The organism is Roseibium aggregatum, from assembly GCF_014692675.1.
Lineage (GTDB): Bacteria > Pseudomonadota > Alphaproteobacteria > Rhizobiales > Stappiaceae > Roseibium > Roseibium aggregatum_C.
In genome coordinates, this window is record NZ_JABFCZ010000013.1 from 115,261 (window position 1) to 135,449 (window position 20,189).

19 protein-coding genes are annotated in these 20,189 nt (G+C 60.7%); 12 read left to right on the forward strand and 7 right to left on the reverse strand.

What is annotated here, in order from left to right; all coding sequences use genetic code 11:
• Positions 1-7: 7 nt before the first annotated feature.
• Positions 8-940 (forward strand): ribose-phosphate pyrophosphokinase, encoded by a 933-nt coding sequence (locus HK439_RS13165; protein ID WP_190291967.1) that lies wholly within the window; start codon positions 8-10, stop codon positions 938-940.
• A gap of 69 nt (positions 941-1,009) precedes the next feature.
• Here HK439_RS13165 and HK439_RS13170 read toward each other — a convergent pair whose 3' ends face one another.
• Both HK439_RS13170 and HK439_RS13175 read right to left on the reverse strand, forming a co-directional pair.
• The gene (locus HK439_RS13170) at positions 1,010-3,136 is read right to left on the reverse strand and encodes a methyl-accepting chemotaxis protein (protein ID WP_190291968.1); all 2,127 of its coding nucleotides are present in this window, start codon (positions 3,134-3,136) and stop codon (positions 1,010-1,012) included.
• Positions 3,137-3,200: 64 nt separating this feature from the next.
• Positions 3,201-3,770 carry a cache domain-containing protein gene (locus HK439_RS13175; RefSeq protein ID WP_190291969.1) on the reverse strand — a complete coding sequence of 190 codons (570 nt, stop codon included), beginning with the start codon at positions 3,768-3,770 and terminating at the stop codon, positions 3,201-3,203.
• Between the two features lie 476 nt (positions 3,771-4,246).
• Here HK439_RS13175 and HK439_RS13180 point away from each other — a divergent pair, with 476 nt between their 5' ends.
• From HK439_RS13180 to HK439_RS13195, 4 genes are all read left to right on the forward strand, one after another.
• Positions 4,247-4,876, forward strand: a complete 630-nt coding sequence (locus HK439_RS13180) for a 50S ribosomal protein L25/general stress protein Ctc (protein ID WP_190291970.1) — start codon at positions 4,247-4,249, stop codon at positions 4,874-4,876.
• A 119-nt stretch (positions 4,877-4,995) separates the two neighbouring features.
• Complete coding sequence (gene pth / locus HK439_RS13185; RefSeq protein ID WP_190291971.1) at positions 4,996-5,763, forward strand: aminoacyl-tRNA hydrolase; 768 nt, start codon at positions 4,996-4,998, stop codon at positions 5,761-5,763.
• Between the two features lie 127 nt (positions 5,764-5,890).
• The gene (locus HK439_RS13190) at positions 5,891-6,700 is read left to right on the forward strand and encodes a mechanosensitive ion channel family protein (protein ID WP_190291972.1); all 810 of its coding nucleotides are present in this window, start codon (positions 5,891-5,893) and stop codon (positions 6,698-6,700) included.
• 132 nt (positions 6,701-6,832) lie between these two features.
• Positions 6,833-7,849 (forward strand): ribonuclease T2 family protein, encoded by a 1,017-nt coding sequence (locus HK439_RS13195; RefSeq protein WP_190291973.1) that lies wholly within the window; start codon positions 6,833-6,835, stop codon positions 7,847-7,849.
• 51 nt (positions 7,850-7,900) lie between these two features.
• Here HK439_RS13195 and HK439_RS13200 read toward each other — a convergent pair whose 3' ends face one another.
• Positions 7,901-8,806 carry an FkbM family methyltransferase gene (locus HK439_RS13200; RefSeq protein WP_190291974.1) on the reverse strand — a complete coding sequence of 302 codons (906 nt, stop codon included), beginning with the start codon at positions 8,804-8,806 and terminating at the stop codon, positions 7,901-7,903.
• A gap of 261 nt (positions 8,807-9,067) precedes the next feature.
• Between HK439_RS13200 and ychF the strand changes: the two genes are divergently transcribed.
• Positions 9,068-10,168, forward strand: a complete 1,101-nt coding sequence (ychF, locus tag HK439_RS13205; protein ID WP_190291975.1) for a redox-regulated ATPase YchF — start codon at positions 9,068-9,070, stop codon at positions 10,166-10,168.
• A 170-nt stretch (positions 10,169-10,338) separates the two neighbouring features.
• Positions 10,339-12,114, forward strand: coding sequence for an SLC13 family permease (locus HK439_RS13210; RefSeq protein WP_190291976.1), 1,776 nt, complete (start codon positions 10,339-10,341; stop codon positions 12,112-12,114).
• 29 nt (positions 12,115-12,143) lie between these two features.
• On the opposite strand, the gene HK439_RS13215 is transcribed toward HK439_RS13210, so the two are convergent.
• Positions 12,144-12,602, reverse strand: a complete 459-nt coding sequence (locus tag HK439_RS13215; protein ID WP_190291977.1) for a DUF3237 domain-containing protein — start codon at positions 12,600-12,602, stop codon at positions 12,144-12,146.
• Between the two features lie 212 nt (positions 12,603-12,814).
• Between HK439_RS13215 and HK439_RS13220 the strand changes: the two genes are divergently transcribed.
• The 3 genes from HK439_RS13220 to HK439_RS13230 all read left to right on the forward strand — a co-directional run bounded on the left by HK439_RS13220 (position 12,815) and on the right by HK439_RS13230 (position 15,667).
• Complete coding sequence (locus HK439_RS13220) at positions 12,815-14,083, forward strand: flavin-dependent oxidoreductase (RefSeq protein ID WP_190291978.1); 1,269 nt, start codon at positions 12,815-12,817, stop codon at positions 14,081-14,083.
• A gap of 175 nt (positions 14,084-14,258) precedes the next feature.
• Complete coding sequence (locus HK439_RS13225) at positions 14,259-15,215, forward strand: NAD(P)-dependent oxidoreductase (RefSeq protein WP_328804159.1); 957 nt, start codon at positions 14,259-14,261, stop codon at positions 15,213-15,215.
• Positions 15,216-15,304: 89 nt separating this feature from the next.
• Complete coding sequence (locus HK439_RS13230) at positions 15,305-15,667, forward strand: hypothetical protein (protein WP_328804156.1); 363 nt, start codon at positions 15,305-15,307, stop codon at positions 15,665-15,667.
• 271 nt (positions 15,668-15,938) lie between these two features.
• Here the strand turns inward: HK439_RS13230 and HK439_RS13235 are convergent, their stop codons facing one another.
• From HK439_RS13235 to HK439_RS13245, 3 genes are all read right to left on the reverse strand, one after another.
• Positions 15,939-16,337, reverse strand: a complete 399-nt coding sequence (locus HK439_RS13235; protein ID WP_235987860.1) for a phospholipid-binding protein — start codon at positions 16,335-16,337, stop codon at positions 15,939-15,941.
• A 101-nt stretch (positions 16,338-16,438) separates the two neighbouring features.
• Entirely contained in the window at positions 16,439-17,422 is a 984-nt protein-coding gene (mbfA, locus tag HK439_RS13240) for an iron exporter MbfA (protein ID WP_190291980.1), read from the reverse strand.
• A 494-nt stretch (positions 17,423-17,916) separates the two neighbouring features.
• Positions 17,917-18,939: a methyltransferase gene (locus HK439_RS13245; RefSeq protein ID WP_190291981.1), complete on the reverse strand. Its 1,023-nt coding sequence runs from the start codon at positions 18,937-18,939 to the stop codon at positions 17,917-17,919.
• Positions 18,940-19,227: 288 nt separating this feature from the next.
• Between HK439_RS13245 and HK439_RS13250 the strand changes: the two genes are divergently transcribed.
• Entirely contained in the window at positions 19,228-19,704 is a 477-nt protein-coding gene (locus HK439_RS13250) for a MaoC family dehydratase (protein WP_190291982.1), read from the forward strand.
• The gene (locus HK439_RS13255; RefSeq protein ID WP_190291983.1) at positions 19,701-20,189 is read left to right on the forward strand and encodes a MaoC family dehydratase; all 489 of its coding nucleotides are present in this window, start codon (positions 19,701-19,703) and stop codon (positions 20,187-20,189) included. Before HK439_RS13250 ends, HK439_RS13255 begins: the two co-directional genes overlap by 4 nt.

Here is a 20,189-nt window from a genome sequence, read left to right on the forward strand (position 1 = left end):
GCGGCTTATGAAAATCGTCGCGGGCAATTCCAACCGAGCCCTTGCGGAAGAGATTTCCAAATATCTGGACGTGCCCCTGGCCTCCTGCCAGGTCCGGCGCTTCGCCGACCAGGAAATCTTCGTCGAAATTCAGGAAAATGTGCGCGGCGAGGATGTTTTCGTCATCCAGCCGACCAGCTACCCCGCAAACGACCACCTGATGGAACTGCTCATCATCATCGATGCGCTGCGCCGGTCGTCGGCCCGCCGGATCACGGCCGTCATTCCCTATTTCGGCTATGCCCGCCAGGACCGCCGCGCTTCAGGCCGCACGCCGATCTCGGCCAAACTGGTCGCCAACCTGATCACCGAAGCCGGCGCCGACCGCGTCCTGACGCTCGATCTTCACGCCGGTCAGATCCAGGGTTTCTTCGACATTCCCACCGACAACCTGTTCGCCGCGCCGGTCATGACCCGCGACATCAAGGAGCGCTACGCGACCGACAACGTCATGGTCGTCTCCCCGGATGTCGGCGGCGTGGTCCGCGCCCGGGCGCTGGCAAAGCGCATCGAGGCGCCGCTGTCCATCGTCGACAAGCGCCGTGACAAGCCCGGAGAGTCCGAGGTGATGAACATCATCGGCGACGTCGACGGCTACGACTGTATCCTCGTCGATGACATCGTCGACAGTGGCGGCACCCTGTGCAACGCCGCCGAGGCGCTATTGAAGGACGGCGCGAAGTCGGTGACCGCCTATATCACCCACGGCGTCCTGTCCGGCGGCGCGGTCGCCCGCGTGACCTCCTCCAAGCTCAAGGAACTGGTGATCACCAACTCCATCGAACCCACGGCGGCGATCACGGCGGCTGCCAACATCCGCACGATTTCGATCGCACCGCTCATCGGCGAAGCGATCAACCGGACGGCCCTGGAAAAATCCGTCTCCAGCCTGTTCAGCTGATAAGAATTCGAACGCTCATAAAAAAAGCCGGCCCTCGAGGCCGGCTTTTTGCGTTTCCGCTTCTTTCGGTCAGGCTGCCGCAACCGCGGCCAAGAACCTGTCGACGGTCCGGCGCAGCTCTCCGGTCCGGTCACTTACGCTTGCGGAAGCTTCCAGAACCTTCGAGGCCGACTCGCTGGTATCGCGGACCTTGTCGGAGATATTGACCATCGTCTCTGCCACATGCAGCGTGCCGGACGCAGCTTCCTGGACGTTGGAGGAAATCTCGCCGGTCGCAGCGCCTTGCTGTTCGACGGCCGATGCAATCGTCGTGGTGTAGGAGTTCACCTCGCCCATGGTGTCGGTTATCCCCTGGATCGCCACGACCGCTTCCCGGGTTGCATCCTGCACCTCGTTGATCTGGGTGCTGATTTCCTCGGTCGCCTTGGCGGTCTGGGTCGCCAGCTCCTTCACTTCCGATGCCACCACGGCGAAGCCCTTCCCGGCCTCGCCGGCCCGGGCCGCCTCGATCGTCGCATTGAGCGCAAGCAGGTTGGTCTGTTCGGCAATGTCTGAAATCAGTTTGACCACATCGCCGATCCGCTGGGCTGCTTCCGCAAGACCGCCGATCTTGTCGTTGGTCTGCGCGGCATTTTCAACCGCCTTGCCGACAATACCGGTGGTGCTTTCGACCTGCCGGCTGATCTCCTGAATGGAGGCCGCCAGTTCCTCCGCCGCCGAGGCAACGGTCTGAACGTTGTTGGAGGCCTGCTCGGACGCGGAAGACGCTCCGGCCGCTTCGCCGGCGGTCGCATCCGCAATTTCGTTGAGGCCTTCGGCGACGTTGCGCATCTCTTCGGAATTGCTTGAAACCGCATCCAGCATGTCCGCCACTTCCGAACGGAAGCCGTCGATCAGGGCCCGAACCTCTTCGGCCTGCCGCTCGCGCGCCTCGCTGGTCGATCGCTGATCGGCCTCCAGCTGGGCCCGTTCAATGGCGTTGTTGCGGAACACGACGACCGTCTTGGCCATGTCGTCGATTTCATCGTTGGATGTCTGGCTCGGCACCTCGGCATCCGTGTTACCGTCGGCAAGCTGCATCATCGTGTCGGACAGGAGCCGGATCCGGCCGCTGAGGTTTCGTGAGAAATAGACGCCGACGGCAGCGGCAATCAGGGCACTCAGGGCGGCAATGCCCAGGATCCAGTTCCTGAGGCTGGCCAGCGGCGCCTGCACTTCCGCCACATCCTGGACCACGACAACGGCGAAGGGCTTGTTCAGATAGTCAAACGGAATGATGGCCGCATCGACTTCACGTCCGTCGAAGTCATAGAGCTCCTTGAACTCCGGCTTGCCGCCGAGCGCGGAGAGCACCTCGTCCCGCTTCAGGACATCGCTCATCAGTTCCGAAGCGTCGGCGGTCCGCAGGCTGTCGTTCTGCACGATGCCTTCACCGTTGATGAAATAGACATTCCCGGTTTCCCCGAGGCCTGCATATTTGCCCAGCGTGGCACTGATATTGTCGGTCGGCACCTGATAGACGAGGACGCCGAGCTTTTTCGAACCGATCCCGATCGGAGTGGCCATGAAACCGGCAGGTTCGCCGTTGTGCGCCTGATAGGGCTCGAGATCGTAAAGGACTGCAGTGCCGGTATCGGCGGCCATTGCGTCTTCGAAAGCCTTCGCGAGATTGGTGTCCTTCCACTCTGCGGAGCGAAGGTCGGCGGCAAAATCGCCGAGCTTGTTGACCGTATAGACGACATTGCCTTCAGGATCGATCAGCATCAGATCCTCATAGCCGTTGTCGGCGATGTAGCGTCGAAGCAGCGGGTGGAATTTCGCGTGCGAACGGTCGTAGGGCTTGCGCCCCGCCTTCACCAGTTCGGCCCGCTCGTTTTCCGGATGGGGATTGTCCGTCACATAGGTCTTCAGGACCCGTGCGGTTGCCTCGTCGCCGTATTTCGCCCAGCCTGCTTCGAAATCGGCAATAGCGGCGCGAATGGTCTGCCCTTCGGCGTTGGACAGAATGCCCGCACGAACCGTTGCCAATTCGTCGATCAGGGAATCCTTCCGGCTTTCGGCGACGGCCATCAAGCGCTCCTTGGCCAGAGCGTTGACGCTGTTTGCACCCGACAGGTAACTGGCAATACCAACGCCGGCCGAACACAGGAGCGCAATACCGACAATGACCGACGGCAGTTTCGTAGATACCCTCACCTCAAAGCTCCCCTTAATATTTCTTGGCCAATGAAGGGCGCCGAAGCGCCCTTCATCAAAAAAGTCAGAGTTCGTCGACGTTCACGCCGAAGGTGACCGCGCCGATCGTCTCGCCCGAGGCAGGGTCGGTTACCGAAACGCTGACCTGGCTCTGCAGCATCTGCGTGCTTTCATCCTGTTCGAGGTCGCCGACATGAACCGCGCCCTTGCCCTTGAGGAAGGTTTCCTTCCACTTGGCCTCGTCGCCCTGCCAGTAGTCGGAGGTCACGTCGCTCTGTCCGACGTTCAGGCCCTTCGCGTCCATGACGAAGATTTCGGTGAAGAGGCCATCGCTGGCGCCCTGGGCATCGGCCAGATAGGCGGAAAGGTCGTTTTCAAGGACCTTGTCGATCATCGGCTGGTCGGCGGCATCCGCCTCCGCGCGCCATTGCTTGTCGAGCTCGTCGATCTTGGCCTGATCATAACCGGCCGTCTGTTCGTTCTGGGCCTTCACGGCGGAAACGACTTCGCTGGAACCTGCGATTTCCGCGATTTTTCCGGAAGCCAGGGCCGTCAACTCATTCTGGAATTCGTTGGCTGCAACCGAGCTGCAACCGATCAGGACTGCCAGAACTGCACTAGTAAGTAATTTCATCAGTATCTCCCATTTCTCTTCTATGGATCAGTAGAAGATGAATAGTTTAAAAAAGTTATAATCATAACTATTACCTAGGGTTGTATAAGTTATAATATACACATGCTGTAATTTTTGTTTACAACCTGCTAATTCATACAAATAAAAACGATGAATGAATTCCACGCCTTCGCGGAAAGGCCTGCTCTTTCCTGAAAAACGCATGATGACAAATACTTGCCGCACAGCATCATTTCATTGCTGCAGCGCCAAAAGCCGCGCAGACATCCCATTCCGGCTGAATTTCCGGACAGGAGGACCAGGCGCAGAAACAAGCTTCCGGCTTGCGCAACAGGCGCCTTTCCGCTATAGCACCCCCGCGCCTGCACCCCTGGAGGAGGCGCTTACGGGCCGATTCCGGTGCGCGGCGCATTGATCGCAAGATGAATGCGCAGTGGATCGCCGGCCCATTTCAAAACATCCGAAGGAGTTTTGCCATGGCTGCCAGCTATGAGCTGAAGGCGTCGGCACGGGAACGGGTGGGCAAGGGGGCCGCTCGGTCACTGCGTCGCGAAGGCCTTCTCCCTGCCGTTATCTACGGTGACAAGAAACCTGCCCTGCCGATCACCATTCCGGTGAAGGAAACCACGCTGACCCTGCACAAAGGCGGTTTCCTGACCCATCTCGGCACCATTGATGTCGAAGGCGAAAAGCATCAGGTCATCGCCAAGGACTATCAGCTGCACCCGGTTCGCGATGAACTGCTGCACGTTGATTTCCTGCGCGTTTCCAAGAATGCGGTGCTGACGATCGACGTTCCGGTTCACTTCCTCAATGAGGAAACCTGCCCGGGCATCAAGCGCGGCGGCGTTCTGAACATTGTCCGCCACACGGTCGAAATGACCGTTCCGGCAACGGCAATTCCGGAAGCCCTCGACCTCGATCTGGCGACCGCCGAACTCGGCGACAGTCTGCACATTTCCGCAGTCAAGCTGCCGGAAGGCTGCCAGCCGACGATCACCGATCGCGATTTCACCATCGCGACGATCGCCGCTCCGGCCGGCCTGAAGGAAACGGACGAAGCCGAAGAAGCTGCAGAAGAAGGCGAAGAAGAAGGCGAAGACTAAGCCTTACTTGTCGCTTATACGCATTCAGAAGGGGACGGTCGGCCGTCCCCTTCTTGTTTCCAGGCCCTTTCGCAGGCAGAAATACGCGATACGGATCTGGAATTAGCTGGGAGCATCTCATGCGTCTGATCATTGGTCTCGGCAATCCGGGAGCAAAATACGAGCGCAACCGGCACAATATCGGCTTCATGGCCGTTGACGAGATCCACCGCTGCCATTCCTCCTTTTCTCCCTGGCGCGCCCGTTTCCAGGCTCAGGTCTCCGAAGGCCGTCTCGGATCCGAGAAGGTGCTGCTGGTAAAACCCTCCACCTACATGAACGAGTCCGGCCGCGCCGTCGGCGAAGCCATGCGGTTCTACAAGGTCGAACCGCAGGATATCGTGGTCATCTACGATGAACTCGACCTGCCGCCGGCGAAATTCCGCATGAAGACCGGCGGGGGGCACGGCGGCCACAATGGCCTGCGCTCGATCACGGCCCATATCGGCGCCGACTACCGCCGGCTGCGTCTTGGCATCGGTCATCCGGGCGACAAGAAGCTCGTTTCCAACTATGTGCTGGGCGACTTCGCCAAGGCCGACGCCGACTGGCTCGAGCCGCTGTTGGGCGAGATCGCCGGCAACGCCGATCTGCTCGCGGAAGGCAAGGACAGTCAGTTCGCGAACAAGCTGACCCTCGCCCTCGAACCGGAAAAGGCGAAGCGTGGCGGCCCCAGGCCGGCAGGCGGGGAACAGGGCGGGAAGACTTCTGCCCCCAAGTCCCCCAGGTCGCCCGGAGCCAAGGGACAAAGCCACATTCGCCAGGCCCGTCAGGCGAAGGCCCCGGAGTTGCCCAAGTCCGGCCCCATGGCCGACATGCTCAAGAAGCTGCTCGGTCAGAAAGACTAGAGCCCCGACGGGACCGTCCCCGGGCAAGGCTTTATCTTCGCGTTTCATCCGTTAAACTACGTACTTGCGTACGTACGGCGTTTTCGAACCGGCGTCTCAGCCTGACCTCTAAGCCAAAGGAAGGCCCATGGACACTATGATCGCGGAGGCGAGTGCCTACACACCCCTCCTTCTCAACGCAGCCAAGGCGATTGTCGTTCTCATCATCGGCTGGTTTCTCGCCGGCTTTCTCAGCAGCACCGTGCGCAAGCGCGTCAACGCAAGCCCAAAGATCGACGACACGCTCGGCAGTTTCGCCGCATCGATCATCAAGTGGCTGATCCTGCTCGTCACGATCATAGCGGTACTGCAACTGTTCGGCATCCAGGCGACAAGCCTCGTCGCCGTGCTCGGTGCCGCGACGCTGGCCATCGGCCTGGCGCTTCAAGGGACGCTGAGCGACCTGGCCGCCGGGGTCATGCTGATCATGTTCCGCCCCTACAAGATCGGACAATATGTCGACATCGGCGGCACGTCGGGAACGGTCAAGGACATCAACCTGTTCATGACGGAACTGGCAACGCCCGACAACGTCCAGATCGTTCTGCCCAACGGCAAGGCCTGGGGCTCCATCATCACGAACTATTCCACCCATCCGACGCGTCGGGTCGATTTCACCTTCGGCATCGACTACTCCGACGACATCGACAAGGCGATCGGCATCATCGCCGATCTCGCCGTCGCGGACGAGCGCGTACACAAGGAACCGGAACCCTGGATCCGGGTGACCAACCTGGGGGAGTCGTCGGTCGATCTCGGTGTCCGTCTGTGGTGCAATGCCGGCGATTACTGGGAGCTCAAGTTCGCCATGACGAAGAAGGTCAAGGAAGCCTTCGACGCAAAAGGCATCTCGATCCCCTATCCGCACTCGGTGGAGATCCAGAAAAAGGCGGACTGAAGACCGCAGACGGAGCCGGTCGCTGCACGTCAAGGTTTTCAAACAAGGAAACACACGTCATAATATGGACATTCCCCGGCAGCATTCTTGTTGCCGGGACGGGTTGCGTTGCACCGTCCGGGGAGGCTCGCCATGCGCCGTTTGTCCAGTTTGCTTCTGATCCTCACGGTCTTTGCGGGACCGGCTCGAGCATTTGAAAATCTCGACGGCTATTTCATCGCCGAACAGACCTGCGAAGCCTATCAGTCGAAAAACAAACAAACCAATCCGGGAAACATCACGACGGTTCCCCGCACCGCCTACGACATGATCGGCATCAACAAACCCGGCGGCGATTTCTTCCAGGTCCGCGTGCCCGGTGCCCCGGTCACGGACCAGCGCTGGGTCAGCGCGTCCTGTGGCGTCCATGCCATCCGCGCCGACACGCCTACAACGACAACCACGACCGGAACCGGGACGCTGACGCCGCAACCCGGCGCGGAGTCTGCCGATAACCTGCTGACCCTGAGCTGGCAGCCCGCCTTCTGCGAAACACGGCCGGCCAAGACGGAATGCCGGAACCTGAACGGCGGCCTCCTGCCCTTCGCCACGCGCCAGCTATCCATCCACGGCCTTTGGCCCCAGCCGAAAACCAACATCTATTGCGGCGTACCGGCCAGCATAAAATCCCTCGACAATCCCGATACCTGGCATGTGCTCCCGGCTCCGGACATCGACACGGATACCGCCGACGACCTGATGGTTGCGATGCCGGGAACCGCGAGCGATCTGCAAAATCATGAATGGATCAAACACGGCACCTGCTATCACGGCGCCGGCGGAGCGGATGAATATTTCGACGACATGCTCCGGCTGACCGATGCGGTCAACAGTTCGGCAGTCGGCGAGTTTTTCGCCAACAACGTCGGCAATGAAGTCTCGGCCGCCGACATCCGCGCCAGGTTCGACGAAGCCTTCGGCGCGGGAACCGGTGCACGGGTCAACGTAAAATGCGTTTCCGACGGCGGCCGACGGCTGGTCACCGAACTCTGGATCAGTCTCAAGGGCACCATCACCCCGGACATCGATCCCGGCACCTTGATGCTCGCGGCCGATGAGACCACCTCCGCCTGCAGCCGCGGTATCATCGACCCCTCAGGCCTGCAGTAAAGTCCTGTTCGCCACCCACAGGCGGAGGAGATCGGAAAGCGCGGGCCGGTTTTAGAAAAACAGGACGAAATCCGTCCGGTCCCGGTCCCACAGGGGATCATCACGACCGACGAGAACCGGGTCCGCCTTGGCGAGCGTGTGGTGATCCTTGAAAAAGATGCAGCGGTAGCCAAGATCGAACAAGGGCTTGACGACGTCGCGGCGCGATGCCGCAAAACGGTTCAGCAACTTCATCCTGTGAATTTCGAGCAGGATGAAAGGGCGGCATTTCCCGAACGTCTCAAGCCCGCCTTGAATGACCTTGTGCTCATAGCCGTCAACATCGATCTTGATGGCGTCGGGCGCCACCTCGTTGACGGCACAAAAATGATCGATGCTATCGATCGTCACCAGCGCCGTTTTCAGGCGGTCTCGATCCGGCCGGCCTTTCAGCCTGAACTTCAGGCGTTTGAAAATATTGTCCCTGTACTGGGACGGATCGGGCTCCGTCTGGAACATTTTGTTGACCGAATACCAGATCTTCTGCTCCCCTTGATAGCGGTCCGACATACCGCTCAGGTAAGCCTTTACCCATTTGCTGTCCGTCTCTGCGACGCGATCCTGGATACGTTTCAAGACGTTCGGCTGTATCTCGAATGCATGGGCATCGATGTCCTTGTCGCTCCGCCCCGCGACAAGGAAGGAGAAATACCCGTGCGCTGCGCCCAGATCGAAAAAAGTCGCAATCGGCTGCGTGTCGATAAGATAGTCCAGCGCCGCGGTTGCAACCGGCTCATAGAAGTCCGAGGAGGGGGCCACGCCTTTGAAGAGGCGCTTTCGTTTTCGGCTGCTCCAGGGCATCCTGGCGTGATTTTTCAATGCCAGAACATATCCGCCGTCGCTCTCCCCGACGCGATAATCGTAATTCTCGATATAAACTGCCAGCTGTTCTCGAAATTCTTTTGCATCGCTGATCATGGTCGGCGCTTTACCCCCGCACAGGCACGAACACAGACCCCTATGACAGCACATCACGTAGCGTTAAGAAACATTCGAAAAATACCGGCACCCGATATCCAAAGACCACTCGAATGCGGACCGATCTCATGGCGATGACATGTGCCGGTATAACATGCCGCCGATCCTCCGCCCCACGGCGTTTCACGCCCCTTGACCTTCCCCCGGCGTTCCGGCACATAGCGGCAACGTCCAAGACATCCAAACCGAAAGCGATTATCCATGGGTTTCCAGTGCGGCATCGTCGGACTGCCCAACGTCGGCAAGTCCACGCTCTTCAACGCGCTCACCAAGACCGCAGCCGCGCAGGCCGCGAACTATCCGTTCTGCACCATTGAGCCGAACACCGGTGAAGTCGCCGTTCCCGACCCGCGTCTGAACGCCATTCAGAAGATCTCCGGCTCGAAGGAACTCATCCCGACCCGGATCACCTTCGTCGACATCGCCGGCCTCGTGCGCGGGGCGTCCAAGGGCGAAGGCCTCGGCAACCAGTTCCTGGCCAACATCCGCGAGGTCGATGCCATCGTCCACGTGCTGCGCTGCTTCGAGGATGACGACATCACCCACGTGGAAGGCACCATCGATCCGATCGCCGACGCCGAGACGGTGGAGACCGAACTGATGGTCTCCGACCTGGAAAGCCTGGAGCGCCGGATCGCACCGCTGAAGAAGAAGGCGACCGGCGGCGACAAGGAAGCCAAGGCGGTCATTCCGATCATGGAAGCGGCTCTGGCACTGCTACAGGACGGCAAGCCGGTGCGCCTGCTGAAACTCGACGATCCGGAAGAGAAGAAAATCCTGGACGGCCTGAACCTCCTGACCTCCAAGCCCGTGCTTTTTGTCTGCAACGTCGACGAGGCGTCGGCTGCAACCGGCAATGCGCTGTCGGCAAAGGTCGAGGAAATGGCAAAGGCGCAGGGCGCCGGTTCGGTTATCATCTCGGCCGCCATCGAGGCGGAAATCTCCCAGCTCGACAAGGACGAGCAGGACGAGTACCTGGAAACCATCGGCCTTGAGGAGCCCGGCCTCGACCGGCTGATCCGCGCCGGATATGAGCTGCTCGGCCTGATCACCTATTTCACCGCCGGCCCCAAGGAAGTCCGTGCCTGGACGATCACCGCAGGCACCAAGGCGCCGGCGGCGGCCGGGGTCATTCATACCGACTTCGAACGCGGCTTCATCCGCGCCCAGACGATCGCCTACAACGACTACATCTCGCTTGGCGGCGAAGCGGCAGCCAAGGAAGCGGGCAAGGCGCGCGACGAAGGCAAGGAATATATCGTCAAGGACGGCGACATCCTGCTGTTCAAGTTCAACACCTGAACTCCTGCGGACAATGTCACCGGCGGGCGGCGCGAAATCGCCGTCCCCGCCCATCCGATCCGTATCTGCTGCGTGGGAACAAACCCCTCGACCTCTGCTTCTTATCCGGACTAAGGTCTCCCGGTTTCAAACTGCAGTCTGTTCCAGCAACCGGCCCGGAGATCCATTTCGTGACACTTGACCAAGCCCTTATGTTCGCCCTGTTCGGCGTGGTCTTTGCGTTGTTGATCTGGGGGCGGATCCGCTACGACCTGGTCGCCTTTGCCGCGCTTGTGCTGGCGACCGTCCTGCACCTGGTCCCCAAGGATGCGGTGTTTTCAGGCTTCGGTCATCCGGCGGTGGTCATCATTGCGCTGGTGCTGATCGTCTCCAGGGGGCTGATGAACTCCGGCGCAATCGAGCTCGTGGCGGGCAAGTTGCTGTCGTCCTCGCACGGCCTGTTCACCCACATTGGACTGATGTCCGTGGTGGGTGCCGGCCTGTCCGCCATCATCAACAACGTCGCAGCCCTGGCACTTCTGATGCCGCTGGACATCGAGGCCGCCAAGAAGGCCGGGCGTTCGGTCGGCCTGTCCCTGATGCCGCTTTCTTTCGCGACCATTCTCGGCGGCATGATCACGCTGATCGGCACGCCGCCGAATATCGTGGTCGCGCAATACCGCCAGGATGCGCTCGGCGAGCCTTTCTCCATGTTCGCCTTCACTCCTGTCGGCCTGACCGTGGCCGTGATCGGCGTTCTCTTCGTTACCCTGATCGGCTGGCAGCTGCTGCCGTCCCGCGTTACCGAAGCGCCGGTCTCCGAAGATCCGGAAGCGAGCCTCTACATTGCCGAATTGCGGGTCGGCGAAAGCGCGAAGGAAGAAAAAACGACGGTCGGCGATCTTTATCCGGTCGCCGATGAAAACGACCTCAACATTTTGGGTCTGATCCGCAACGGGCGCCGTCTGCGCGGCTTTGCCCGACAGGAACCGATTTCGCCGGGCGATTTCCTCGTGGTCGAAGGCGACCCCAAAGCCATCGAAGCCTTCATGGGCGCAGCCAAACTCGATTTCGCCGGATCTGAAAAGCACAGCGGCGGACTGACCGGCGGCAATCTCACTCTGAAGGAGGCCATCGTTCCCGACGGCGCCCGGATTTCCGGCCGCAGCGCGTTCGACATGAGCCTTCTGCACGGTCAGGGCGTCACCCTGCTCGGCGTGTCCCGTCAGGGCCGGCGCGTTCACGCACGCGTGCGGCACCTGACGATCCAGCCCGGCGACGTGCTCCTGCTGCTCGGGTCCGAGTATCGTCTGAAGGCCGCCATCAACTGGCTCGGCGCGCTGCCGCTCGAAGGCCGCAGCACCGGCCTGATCCAGCGCAACAAGGCCATCCTTGCCATCGCCGCATTCGGCCTCGCCATTGCCGCCGCCGTCGCCGGTCTTGTCTACCTGCCGGTCGCGCTCGCCGCCTGCACCATCGTCTATGCCCTGGCCGGGCTGATCAGCGGACGGGAAGTCTACGAGGCAGTGGAGTGGAAGGTGATCGTCCTGCTGGGCTCGCTGATCCCGCTGGGCCAGGCGTTCGAAACCTCCGGCAGTGCGCAACTGATTGCGTCTGGTATTGTCGATGTCACCCACGGCTATCCGGCCTGGGTGGCGCTCGCGGTGCTGATGGCGGTCACCATGACCCTGTCCGATTTCCTGAACAATGTCGCGACCTGCCTGATCGCAGCCCCCATCGGGCTCCAGATCGCGCAGACGCTGGGCGTCAATCCGGACCCCTTCCTGATGGGCGTCGCGGTTGCCGGGTCGTGCGCGTTTCTCACGCCGATCGGGCACAAGAACAACACCATCATCATGGGACCCGGCGGCTACCGTTTCGGCGACTACTGGCGTCTGGGCCTGCCGCTGGAACTCATTGTGCTCGGGGTCTCGGTCCCGGCCATCCTGATCTTCTGGCCGCTGTAACCCGCCGCCCTCGCCCGTCCAGCGCCGTCTTATTCCACCGCGTAGAGCGAAATCTCCACCGAATTCCTGTTCCGCCCGCCCGCGCCGACAAACAGCATGCGGTTCACCCAGGCATAGCGCTCGTCGCCCGTTTCCAGGCGGGCATGGGTACGCATGTAATACTGCGACGGGTCCACAGGCTCGCCGCGCCCGACCGCTGCGATGACTTCCGGGGATCCGTGGCGATAGCCGAAATTGCGGATTTCGATGATCGCGCCGTCATCGGTTTCGAATGCGTAGCGGGTATCGAGTTCGGCCATGCCGTCGGAAAAGACGGTCTGCCAGTCCGCACCCAGGTTGAGGATCTTTCCGTTAATTTTCGGACCGCGCACGGTCCCGCCGATGATGGGAATGATGCGCCGCTTTCCGGCCCGCCCCTCCCCCATTTCCATGATATCGGCCAGTTCGACGGTGAGATCGCAGAAATGCGTCAGGACCGGTGTAACCAAGATCGTTCCCCTTCGAATTCATTTCGGAAGATGCCGGCTTCACCTTGCAAGCCCGGCCCTTCGACATGTTCGTTTACTTCACAGGTGATGTTTTGTATCACGAAACCAACTTAGCAGCGGCAGCCCTTGCAACGGAATGCGAAAACTCCGGCCGGGCGACGATGGCTGAAAAAGAATAGACGGGAGGCGGGTCCGAAGACCCGAAAGCATTGATGACCATCCTGATCGCCGGCGGCGGTATCGCCGGACTTGCTCTCGGACTGACCTGCCACCAGATCGGCGCGCCTTTCAGGATTTACGAGACAGCCCCCGAGATCAAACCGCTCGGCGTCGGTATCAACCTGCAGCCCAATGCAATCCGCGAACTCTACGAACTGGGCTTTGAAGACAGCCTGCCGAAGATCGGCGTCCAGACACGGGAGTTCGGCCTGTTTTCCAAGAAGGGACTGGAGATCTGGACCGAGCCGCGCGGCAAATGGGCGGGCTACAACTGGCCGCAATATTCGGTCCATCGCGGCGAATTGCAGATGATGCTTTACCGGGAACTCGTCCGCCGCGCCGGACCGGACTGCGTCGTTGCCGGCCAGCGGGCAACCGGCTTCAGCAATACGGACAAGGGTGCAGCCCTCCACCTGAAGTCCACCGTGGACGGTTCCGAGATGACCGTGGAAGGCGACCTGGTCATCGGCGCCGACGGCATTCACTCCGCCATCCGGGCGCAAATGAACCCGGATGAAGGCGCGCCGAAATGGGGCGGCCCGGTCTTGTGGCGCGGCACGGCCAGGGCGAAGCCGTTCCGCACCGGCGCGACCATGGTCATGATCGGCCATGCCACCCAGCGGATCGTCGCCTATCCGATTTCCGAAGCCGATCCGGAAACGGGTCTCGCCACCATCAACTGGATTACGGAACTCTCCTTCGATGCCTCCCAAGGGTGGAACCGGGGCGACTGGAACCGGCTGGCGAATATCGACGACTTCATGCCCCGGTTTACCGACTGGCGTTACGATTGGCTCGACCTGCCGGCCCTCGTCGCCGGCGCGGACGCCGTCTACGAGTACCCGATGGTCGACCGCGACCCGCTCGATCACTGGACGGAAGGCAACGTGACCCTGATGGGCGATGCCGCCCACGCCACCTATCCGGTCGGCTCCAACGGTGCCAGCCAGGCCATCGTCGACGCCCGCAGGCTTGGCGCGGCCATGCTGGAACACGGCGTGACCCACGCAGCCCTGAAGGCTTACGAGGAGGACATGCTTCCCCTCACCACCAAGCTGGTCCTGACCAACCGGGGCAGCGGCCCCGATGCGGTGCTGCAGGTGGTCGAAGACCGCTGCGGCGGCGAATTCAAGAACATCAACGACGTCATCTCCAAGGAAGAGTTGGCCGACCATGCGGCCAAGTACAAGGCGGTCGCCGGTTTCGCGATCCAGGCTTTGAACAGCCAGCCATCGATCATTCCCGAAGGCGCGCACCTTTAGGGTCAGGCCCCGTTCCCCGGCGGCGCCAGGCGCCGGCACTGCCAAGGGAATGTTTGTCCCGCGCAGCAGCCGCACAGCAGCTTTTCCGCAAGCAGCCCTTGCGCGCACCCCGTCACTTGCTGTTCTTTCAATGTGATGAACGCACCTCAGGCAGCGGGCAGAAAACCCCGCCTCGATCAGCCGGGCGTACAGCAAAAAAGACAGACAATTCCAGACGGGAGAAATCGACATGGACAAACCGGTCATCGGCTTTATCGGCGTCGGCCTCATGGGCCACGGCATGGCAAAGAACATCGTCGAAAAGGGCTATCCGCTCGTCGTCATGGGTCACCGCAACCGGGAACCGGTGGAGGACCTCCTGAAACGCGGCGCGAGCGAAGTCAAAACCCCGAAGGAGATGGCCGAAAAATGCGACATCATCCATCTCTGCGTCTCCGCCAGCCCGCAGGTTGAGGAAGTCGTCCGCGGCAAGAACGGCATTCTCGCCTCGGGCAAGAAGGGGCTCACCGTCATCGACTGCTCCACCTCCGACCCGGTCTCCACCCTGCAGATCGCCGCGGACCTGAAGGCCGCCGGCATGGACTTCGCCGATGCGCCCTTGTCGCGCACGCCCAAGGAAGCCGAAGCCGGCACGCTCGACACCATGGTCGGCGCGGACCCGGAGACCTTCAACCGGATCGAACCGATCCTGGAATGCTGGGCCGGCGTCATCGTTCATCTCGGTGAGGTCGGGCTCGGCCACAAGATGAAACTGATCAACAATTTCATCAGCATGGGCTATGCGGCGCTTTATTCGGAGGCGCTTGCGATCGCGCGCAAATCCGGCCTGTCGATCGCGCAGGTTCATTCGGTGCTCGGCCAGGGCCGCATGGCCAACGGATTCTACGACACCTTCATGAAATGGTCCGTCGACCGCGACGAGAACGCCCACAAGTTCACCATCATCAACGCCCACAAGGACATGCGCTATCTCGCCAACATGGCAAACAGCGTAGGCGCGGTGAATTCCGTCCAGGCGGTGGTGAAGAACGCTTTCGCCGCCATGGAAGCCTCCGGCCAGGGCGAGAAATACGTGCCCATGATCGCCGACTTCATTGCGAAGCAGAACGGCCTGCCGGAGGACGGATCCTGAGGGATCCGACACCCGCATTTTGCCGTAGCCAGTCCGCAGCATTTGTGTCCATATATCTCCCGTATCGTCATGATACGGGGGAAATCGAAGTGAAATTGATCAGATTTACAGCGGCAGCCGCCATGCTGGCACTGGCTGCCGGCGCCGCCTATGCGGCCGGAACCGGCCAGCAGGGCTATTTCCAGATCTACAACAAGACCGAGAACCATATAGCCACCGGCTTCTATACCAACGAGGGCGACGGCTGGAGCGAAAACTGGCTGTCGGAAGAGCTCGGGCCCGGCGAGTCCGCCCGCGCGGAATTCAGCTCGGACTCAGGCGAGTGCGAACAGCTCATCCAGATCGGCTGGCTCGGCGACGACGGCAACGAGGTCATGGACGAGCCGATTTCGATCGACATCTGCGAAACCAGCAACGTCTATCTCGACGACAACGAGATCTCTTACGACTGAGGTCAGTCCGCGCCGCAAAACGATAGGCCGGCTATGCCGGCCAGAGGTAAATGATAGAACTCGATTTCGTCATCCCGGACGCAGCGCAAGCGGAGATCCGGGACCGGAGAGCCTAGGTCTTTGTCGCCTCAATCCTGCTGAATTCGTTAGGCTTCTGCCTCCCCGGCCCCGGTTCGCGCTGTCGCTTGACCGGGGTGACTATGGGGAGAGTGGGGCTTTGTATGCAGTATGAACCCGGCAAATGCCGGCCTTTTCCAATTCACGGAAATCGTCAGGGATATTTGCGCTGCGCGGTCGCGGTTGCCAGTTTCTTGCCGCTCTTGTCTTTCGCAACGGCAGTCCACTGGTAGGTATGCCGCCCGCCCGGCGGGCACGGGCTGTTGTATTTGAAGGCCCCGGCGCCGATCGTGTTCTTGCCGGAATATTTTACCGTCCCGCCCCCGTGGGGATAGGTCGGCACGGCAAGGTCCTTCATGTCGAACCGGATCGTCGCGGTTCCCTTGGGAACCTGGCGCAGTTTGAAAACCGGATTTGGCACACGCCCCGGATGGCCGGTCGTGCATTTGGGGATATTCCCCCACTGAAAACTGAAGTCGAATGCCGCTGCCGAACCGGACATGCCGACGGCGCCGGAAACAAGCGCAAGTCCAAAAACCAATCCGCGGAACATGGGATCCTCCCCAAACTGAACGCGATCAAACCTCGGGAATTATACCGAAGCTGACGAAATCCGGTTTGACGCAGCGCAATCAGGGCCGATCGGGAGACGCCTCAGGCATTGCCGATGAGAATGCCCGCGGCAAAGACCAGCGATCCTCCCAGCACCACCTGGAAGGCGGCCCGCAGGAACGGCGTATCCATGTAGCGGTTCTGGATCCAGGCAATCGCCCACAGCTCCAGGAAAACCACGACCGCGGCGACGCTGGTTGCCGTCCAGAATTTGGGAATGAGGTAAGGCAATGCATGCCCCAGCCCGCCGATGGCGGTCATGATACCCGAGGCCAGCCCGCGTTTGACCGGCGAGCCGCGCCCGGACAGCACACCGTCATCGTGCGCCGCCTCGGTAAAGCCCATCGATATGCCCGCCCCGACGGAGGCGGACAGGCCGACCAGGAACGTCTGCCAGGTGTCCTGGGTGGCGAAGGCGGCAGCGAAGATCGGCGCCAGGGTGGAAACCGAACCGTCCATCAGTCCGGCAAGTCCGGGCTGGACATAGGTCAGGATGAACTGGCGGCGCTCGGTCTGCCGCTCCTCCTCCTGGACCGCCTCCGGCGTGTGCTTGACGCCCAGGCGCTGCGCAAGGTTTTCGTGTCCCTTTTCGGCGAGGGCCAGATCGCCCAGGAGCTTGCGCGTACCGGCGTCCGTGGCGCGTTTGGAGGCCGCCAGATAGAACCGGTAGGCTTGCGATTCCATCTCTTCGGCCATGGCGCGCACCTTTTCCAGTCCGAGCGGACGGACCAGCCAGTCGGGCTTGCGCTCATAGTAGCCGCGCACATGTTCGCGCCGGATCAGCGGAATGGTTTCGCCGAACCGCGACCGGTGCACCTCGATCAGACGCCGGCGGTGTTCGTTCTCCTCCGCCGCCATGTCGTCGAAAACCTTCGCCGACTGGGGAAACTGATCGCGCAGCCCGTCGGCATAAGCCTTGTAGATCCGGGCATCGTCCTCCTCGGACGAAATGGCAAGCGCCAGGATTTCCTGCTCCGAGAGTGACGAAAAATCCCGGCGGCCCGGGCTGAAGAAGCGGCTGAACATGTAGTGGCTCTCTGAACTGCGGAAGCGGCGACTTGAGGTCAGACCCTAGGGTGCGGACCCATAAAATTCTGTATTCAGGTCGATCAGGAAATGGCTGTATCCAAGACGCAAAATTGCAGGAAACCCGGTAGGTTTTCAAGATTTTGCAACGCAGGATGCGGCTATTTCCTGGTCGATCCGAAGGACGCCAATCCGGCCGCGGACAGCCGCGTCAAAGCCTTTGCACCATGCACACGCATGGTTCTGCAGGCTTTTCCTCACTCTCCTTTGCCGGATTGGCGCCTGAAAATAGAATTTTATGGGTCCGTACCCTAGTGCCCGTCCGATTCAAATGGCAATCCCGGAACATCCCTTATCTTATTGCATGAACAGGGGAAAGCGACCAATTGTCATGCCCCCGGCTACGATCCGCTCCGGATACGGAAAAACCCGCCGGAAGTCTCAGACTCCGGCGGGCCTATCAATCCGTGTCGCCGGGACGCCGGCAGACCGGATTACTCCGGCTTGCGGCCGTGAACCAGCATGGTCATGCCGGGAATCATCACCGTGACTTCGATATCGACGAAACCCGCCGCGGTCATCAGCTCGGCCACGTAATCGCTGGTGATCGACCGCGCTTCCGGATTGAAAGCCGTATGCTGCAGCTGCCAGAGCGCGGCAAGTTTCGGTCCTTCCCGGCTTTCGTCCACCATGAAGTCATGGACCATGAAACGGCCGCCCGGCGTCAGCGTTTCCATCGCCTTGCGCACCAGACCGGGGATCGTCTTGCCCGGAACTCCGGAAAAGAGATAGGACATCAGCACCGCATCGGCGGCTGCCGGCCACGGGTCGGTCAGCGCATTGCCCGGCTGATAGGTGATGCGATCGCTCAGGCCTTCCTTGGCAATGAACTCCTCGCCGACCTTGGCCACATTCGGGAAGTCCAACACCGTCGACGTCAGCTCCGGATAGGACTTGCACAGCGAAATCGAAAAGGCGCCTGTGCCGCCGCCGACGTCCAGAAGTGTGCGGGCGGAAGACAGATCGACCATCTTCGCCAGGCTGCGTCCCGGGCCGAGCGATCCCGCATGCTGCGATTCCGAATAGAGGCGCGCCTCCTCCGGGTCGGAGAACCACTCCGCGTAGGACGCCACCTTGTCCTCTTCCAGCGAACCGGTCAGGGCATCGTTCAGCTGGGTCAGGAACGGGTACATCTGACGGTCGATCTGGAAACGCAGGTAATCGCCGAAATCATACTTGCGCCCCTTGACCAGAAAGGCCTCGGCAGCAGGAGAATTCGCGAAACCGTCATCGGTCTTTCGCACCAGCCCGAGAGATGTCAGCGCGGTCAGCAGTGTCGTCGCGCGATCAACGTCCAGATCGGTCGCAGCCGCAACCTCTTCGGCACTCATGGTCTTTTCGGACAGGGCGGAAAAAAGCCCCACATGCAGGGCGGAAAACAGAGCCTTGGAGCCCATGAAGGCAAATGCGATATCAGAGATTGCCTCGGCAGATTCCAACGGCTTTACAACGGTCACGACAGAACTTCTCCATTCTCATTAAGACAAACGGGATCACCGCGAGAAAACTCTCACGATTTGAAAAAGATGTAGGCTGTTGGCGGCCATTATAACGATTGTGCGGCGCAACGCAAATTTTGGACGGGAGCTTTTGGAGAAAGCGCCAAATCTGACTTCTCGCTCCGGATATTTTCGGAACCTATCTCTGTAAATTCGGGATAACTATAAGAATACTATAAAAAATTTCCGCTGAACTTTGAATAAAAAGGGGTCGCAAGAAAAACCGCGCTGTCATAGTCTGCGCGCATGCAGACGGAAATATTTTTTGAAGATTTCAAGCCCGGCCAGGTTTTCGATCTTGGCTCAAAAACAGTCACCCGGGAAGAAATCATCGAATTCGCGTCCGAGTTCGATCCACAACCCTTTCACCTCGACGACGAGGCCGGAAAAGCCTCCCTGCTGGGCGGACTGTCTGCCTCAGGGTGGCATACGGGCGCCCTCGTCATGAAGCTGCTTGCGGACGGGCTCCTGAGCCGGACGTCCAGCCAGGGCAGCAACAGCATCGACAAGCTGTCCTGGCTCAAGCCGGTCTTTCCGGGCGACACATTGAGTGCGACGGCCACGGTCATCGGCACAAGGGACCTGAGATCACGACCCGACATTGGCGTCGTCAATTTCGAGATCAGCGTCCGCAATCAGTCCCGGGCGGACGTCATGCGCCAGATCGGACCGATCTTCTTCGGCCGGCGGGCGGCGGCAGTACCGGGAGCGGAAAACCGATGACCGCCTATTTCGAGGATATTGCCGTCGGCGAGGAACTTGTCCTGGGCAGCCACACCTTTCACGCAGACGAAATCATTGCCTTTGCTTCGAAATACGATCCGCAGCCGTTTCACCTCAGCGAGGAGGCCGCGGCGAAGAGCCAGTTCGGCCGGCTCTGCGCCTCCGGCTGGCATACGGCGGCGGTCTTCATGAGGCTGAGCGTCGACACGAACAAGGCCCAGAAGGAAGCCGCCCTGCAGCGGGGCGAGCCAATTGCCGCCGGCGGGCCTTCGCCCGGATTTGAGGATCTCAAGTGGCTTCGGCCCGTCTATGCCGGCGACACCATCACCTACAAGCGGGTGATCAGCGAAAAGATCGAAAGCAGAAGCCGGCCGCGCTGGGGCATCGTGCGTTCGGAAAACCACGGCTTCAACCAGAACGGCGAACCGGTCTTTTTCTTCAGGAGCGCTGTCTTCGTCGAACGGAAGCCGGCAAAGTCCGCCTAG

Excerpts from the sequence above, each read along its gene's own strand:
- HK439_RS13165 (WP_190291967.1), top strand. The coding sequence starts at position 8 with ATGAAAATCGTCGCGGGCAATTCCAACCGAGCCCTTGCGGAAGAGATT.
- HK439_RS13175 (WP_190291969.1), bottom strand. The coding sequence starts at position 3,770 with ATGAAATTACTTACTAGTGCAGTTCTGGCAGTCCTGATCGGTTGCAGC.
- HK439_RS13180 (WP_190291970.1), top strand. The coding sequence starts at position 4,247 with ATGGCTGCCAGCTATGAGCTGAAGGCGTCGGCACGGGAACGGGTGGGC.
- pth (WP_190291971.1), top strand. The coding sequence starts at position 4,996 with ATGCGTCTGATCATTGGTCTCGGCAATCCGGGAGCAAAATACGAGCGC.
- HK439_RS13190 (WP_190291972.1), top strand. The coding sequence starts at position 5,891 with ATGGACACTATGATCGCGGAGGCGAGTGCCTACACACCCCTCCTTCTC.
- HK439_RS13195 (WP_190291973.1), top strand. The coding sequence starts at position 6,833 with ATGCGCCGTTTGTCCAGTTTGCTTCTGATCCTCACGGTCTTTGCGGGA.
- HK439_RS13200 (WP_190291974.1), bottom strand. The coding sequence starts at position 8,806 with ATGATCAGCGATGCAAAAGAATTTCGAGAACAGCTGGCAGTTTATATC.
- ychF (WP_190291975.1), top strand. The coding sequence starts at position 9,068 with ATGGGTTTCCAGTGCGGCATCGTCGGACTGCCCAACGTCGGCAAGTCC.
- HK439_RS13220 (WP_190291978.1), top strand. The coding sequence starts at position 12,815 with ATGACCATCCTGATCGCCGGCGGCGGTATCGCCGGACTTGCTCTCGGA.
- HK439_RS13235 (WP_235987860.1), bottom strand. The coding sequence starts at position 16,337 with ATGTTCCGCGGATTGGTTTTTGGACTTGCGCTTGTTTCCGGCGCCGTC.
- mbfA (WP_190291980.1), bottom strand. The coding sequence starts at position 17,422 with ATGTTCAGCCGCTTCTTCAGCCCGGGCCGCCGGGATTTTTCGTCACTC.
- HK439_RS13250 (WP_190291982.1), top strand. The coding sequence starts at position 19,228 with ATGCAGACGGAAATATTTTTTGAAGATTTCAAGCCCGGCCAGGTTTTC.
- HK439_RS13255 (WP_190291983.1), top strand. The coding sequence starts at position 19,701 with ATGACCGCCTATTTCGAGGATATTGCCGTCGGCGAGGAACTTGTCCTG.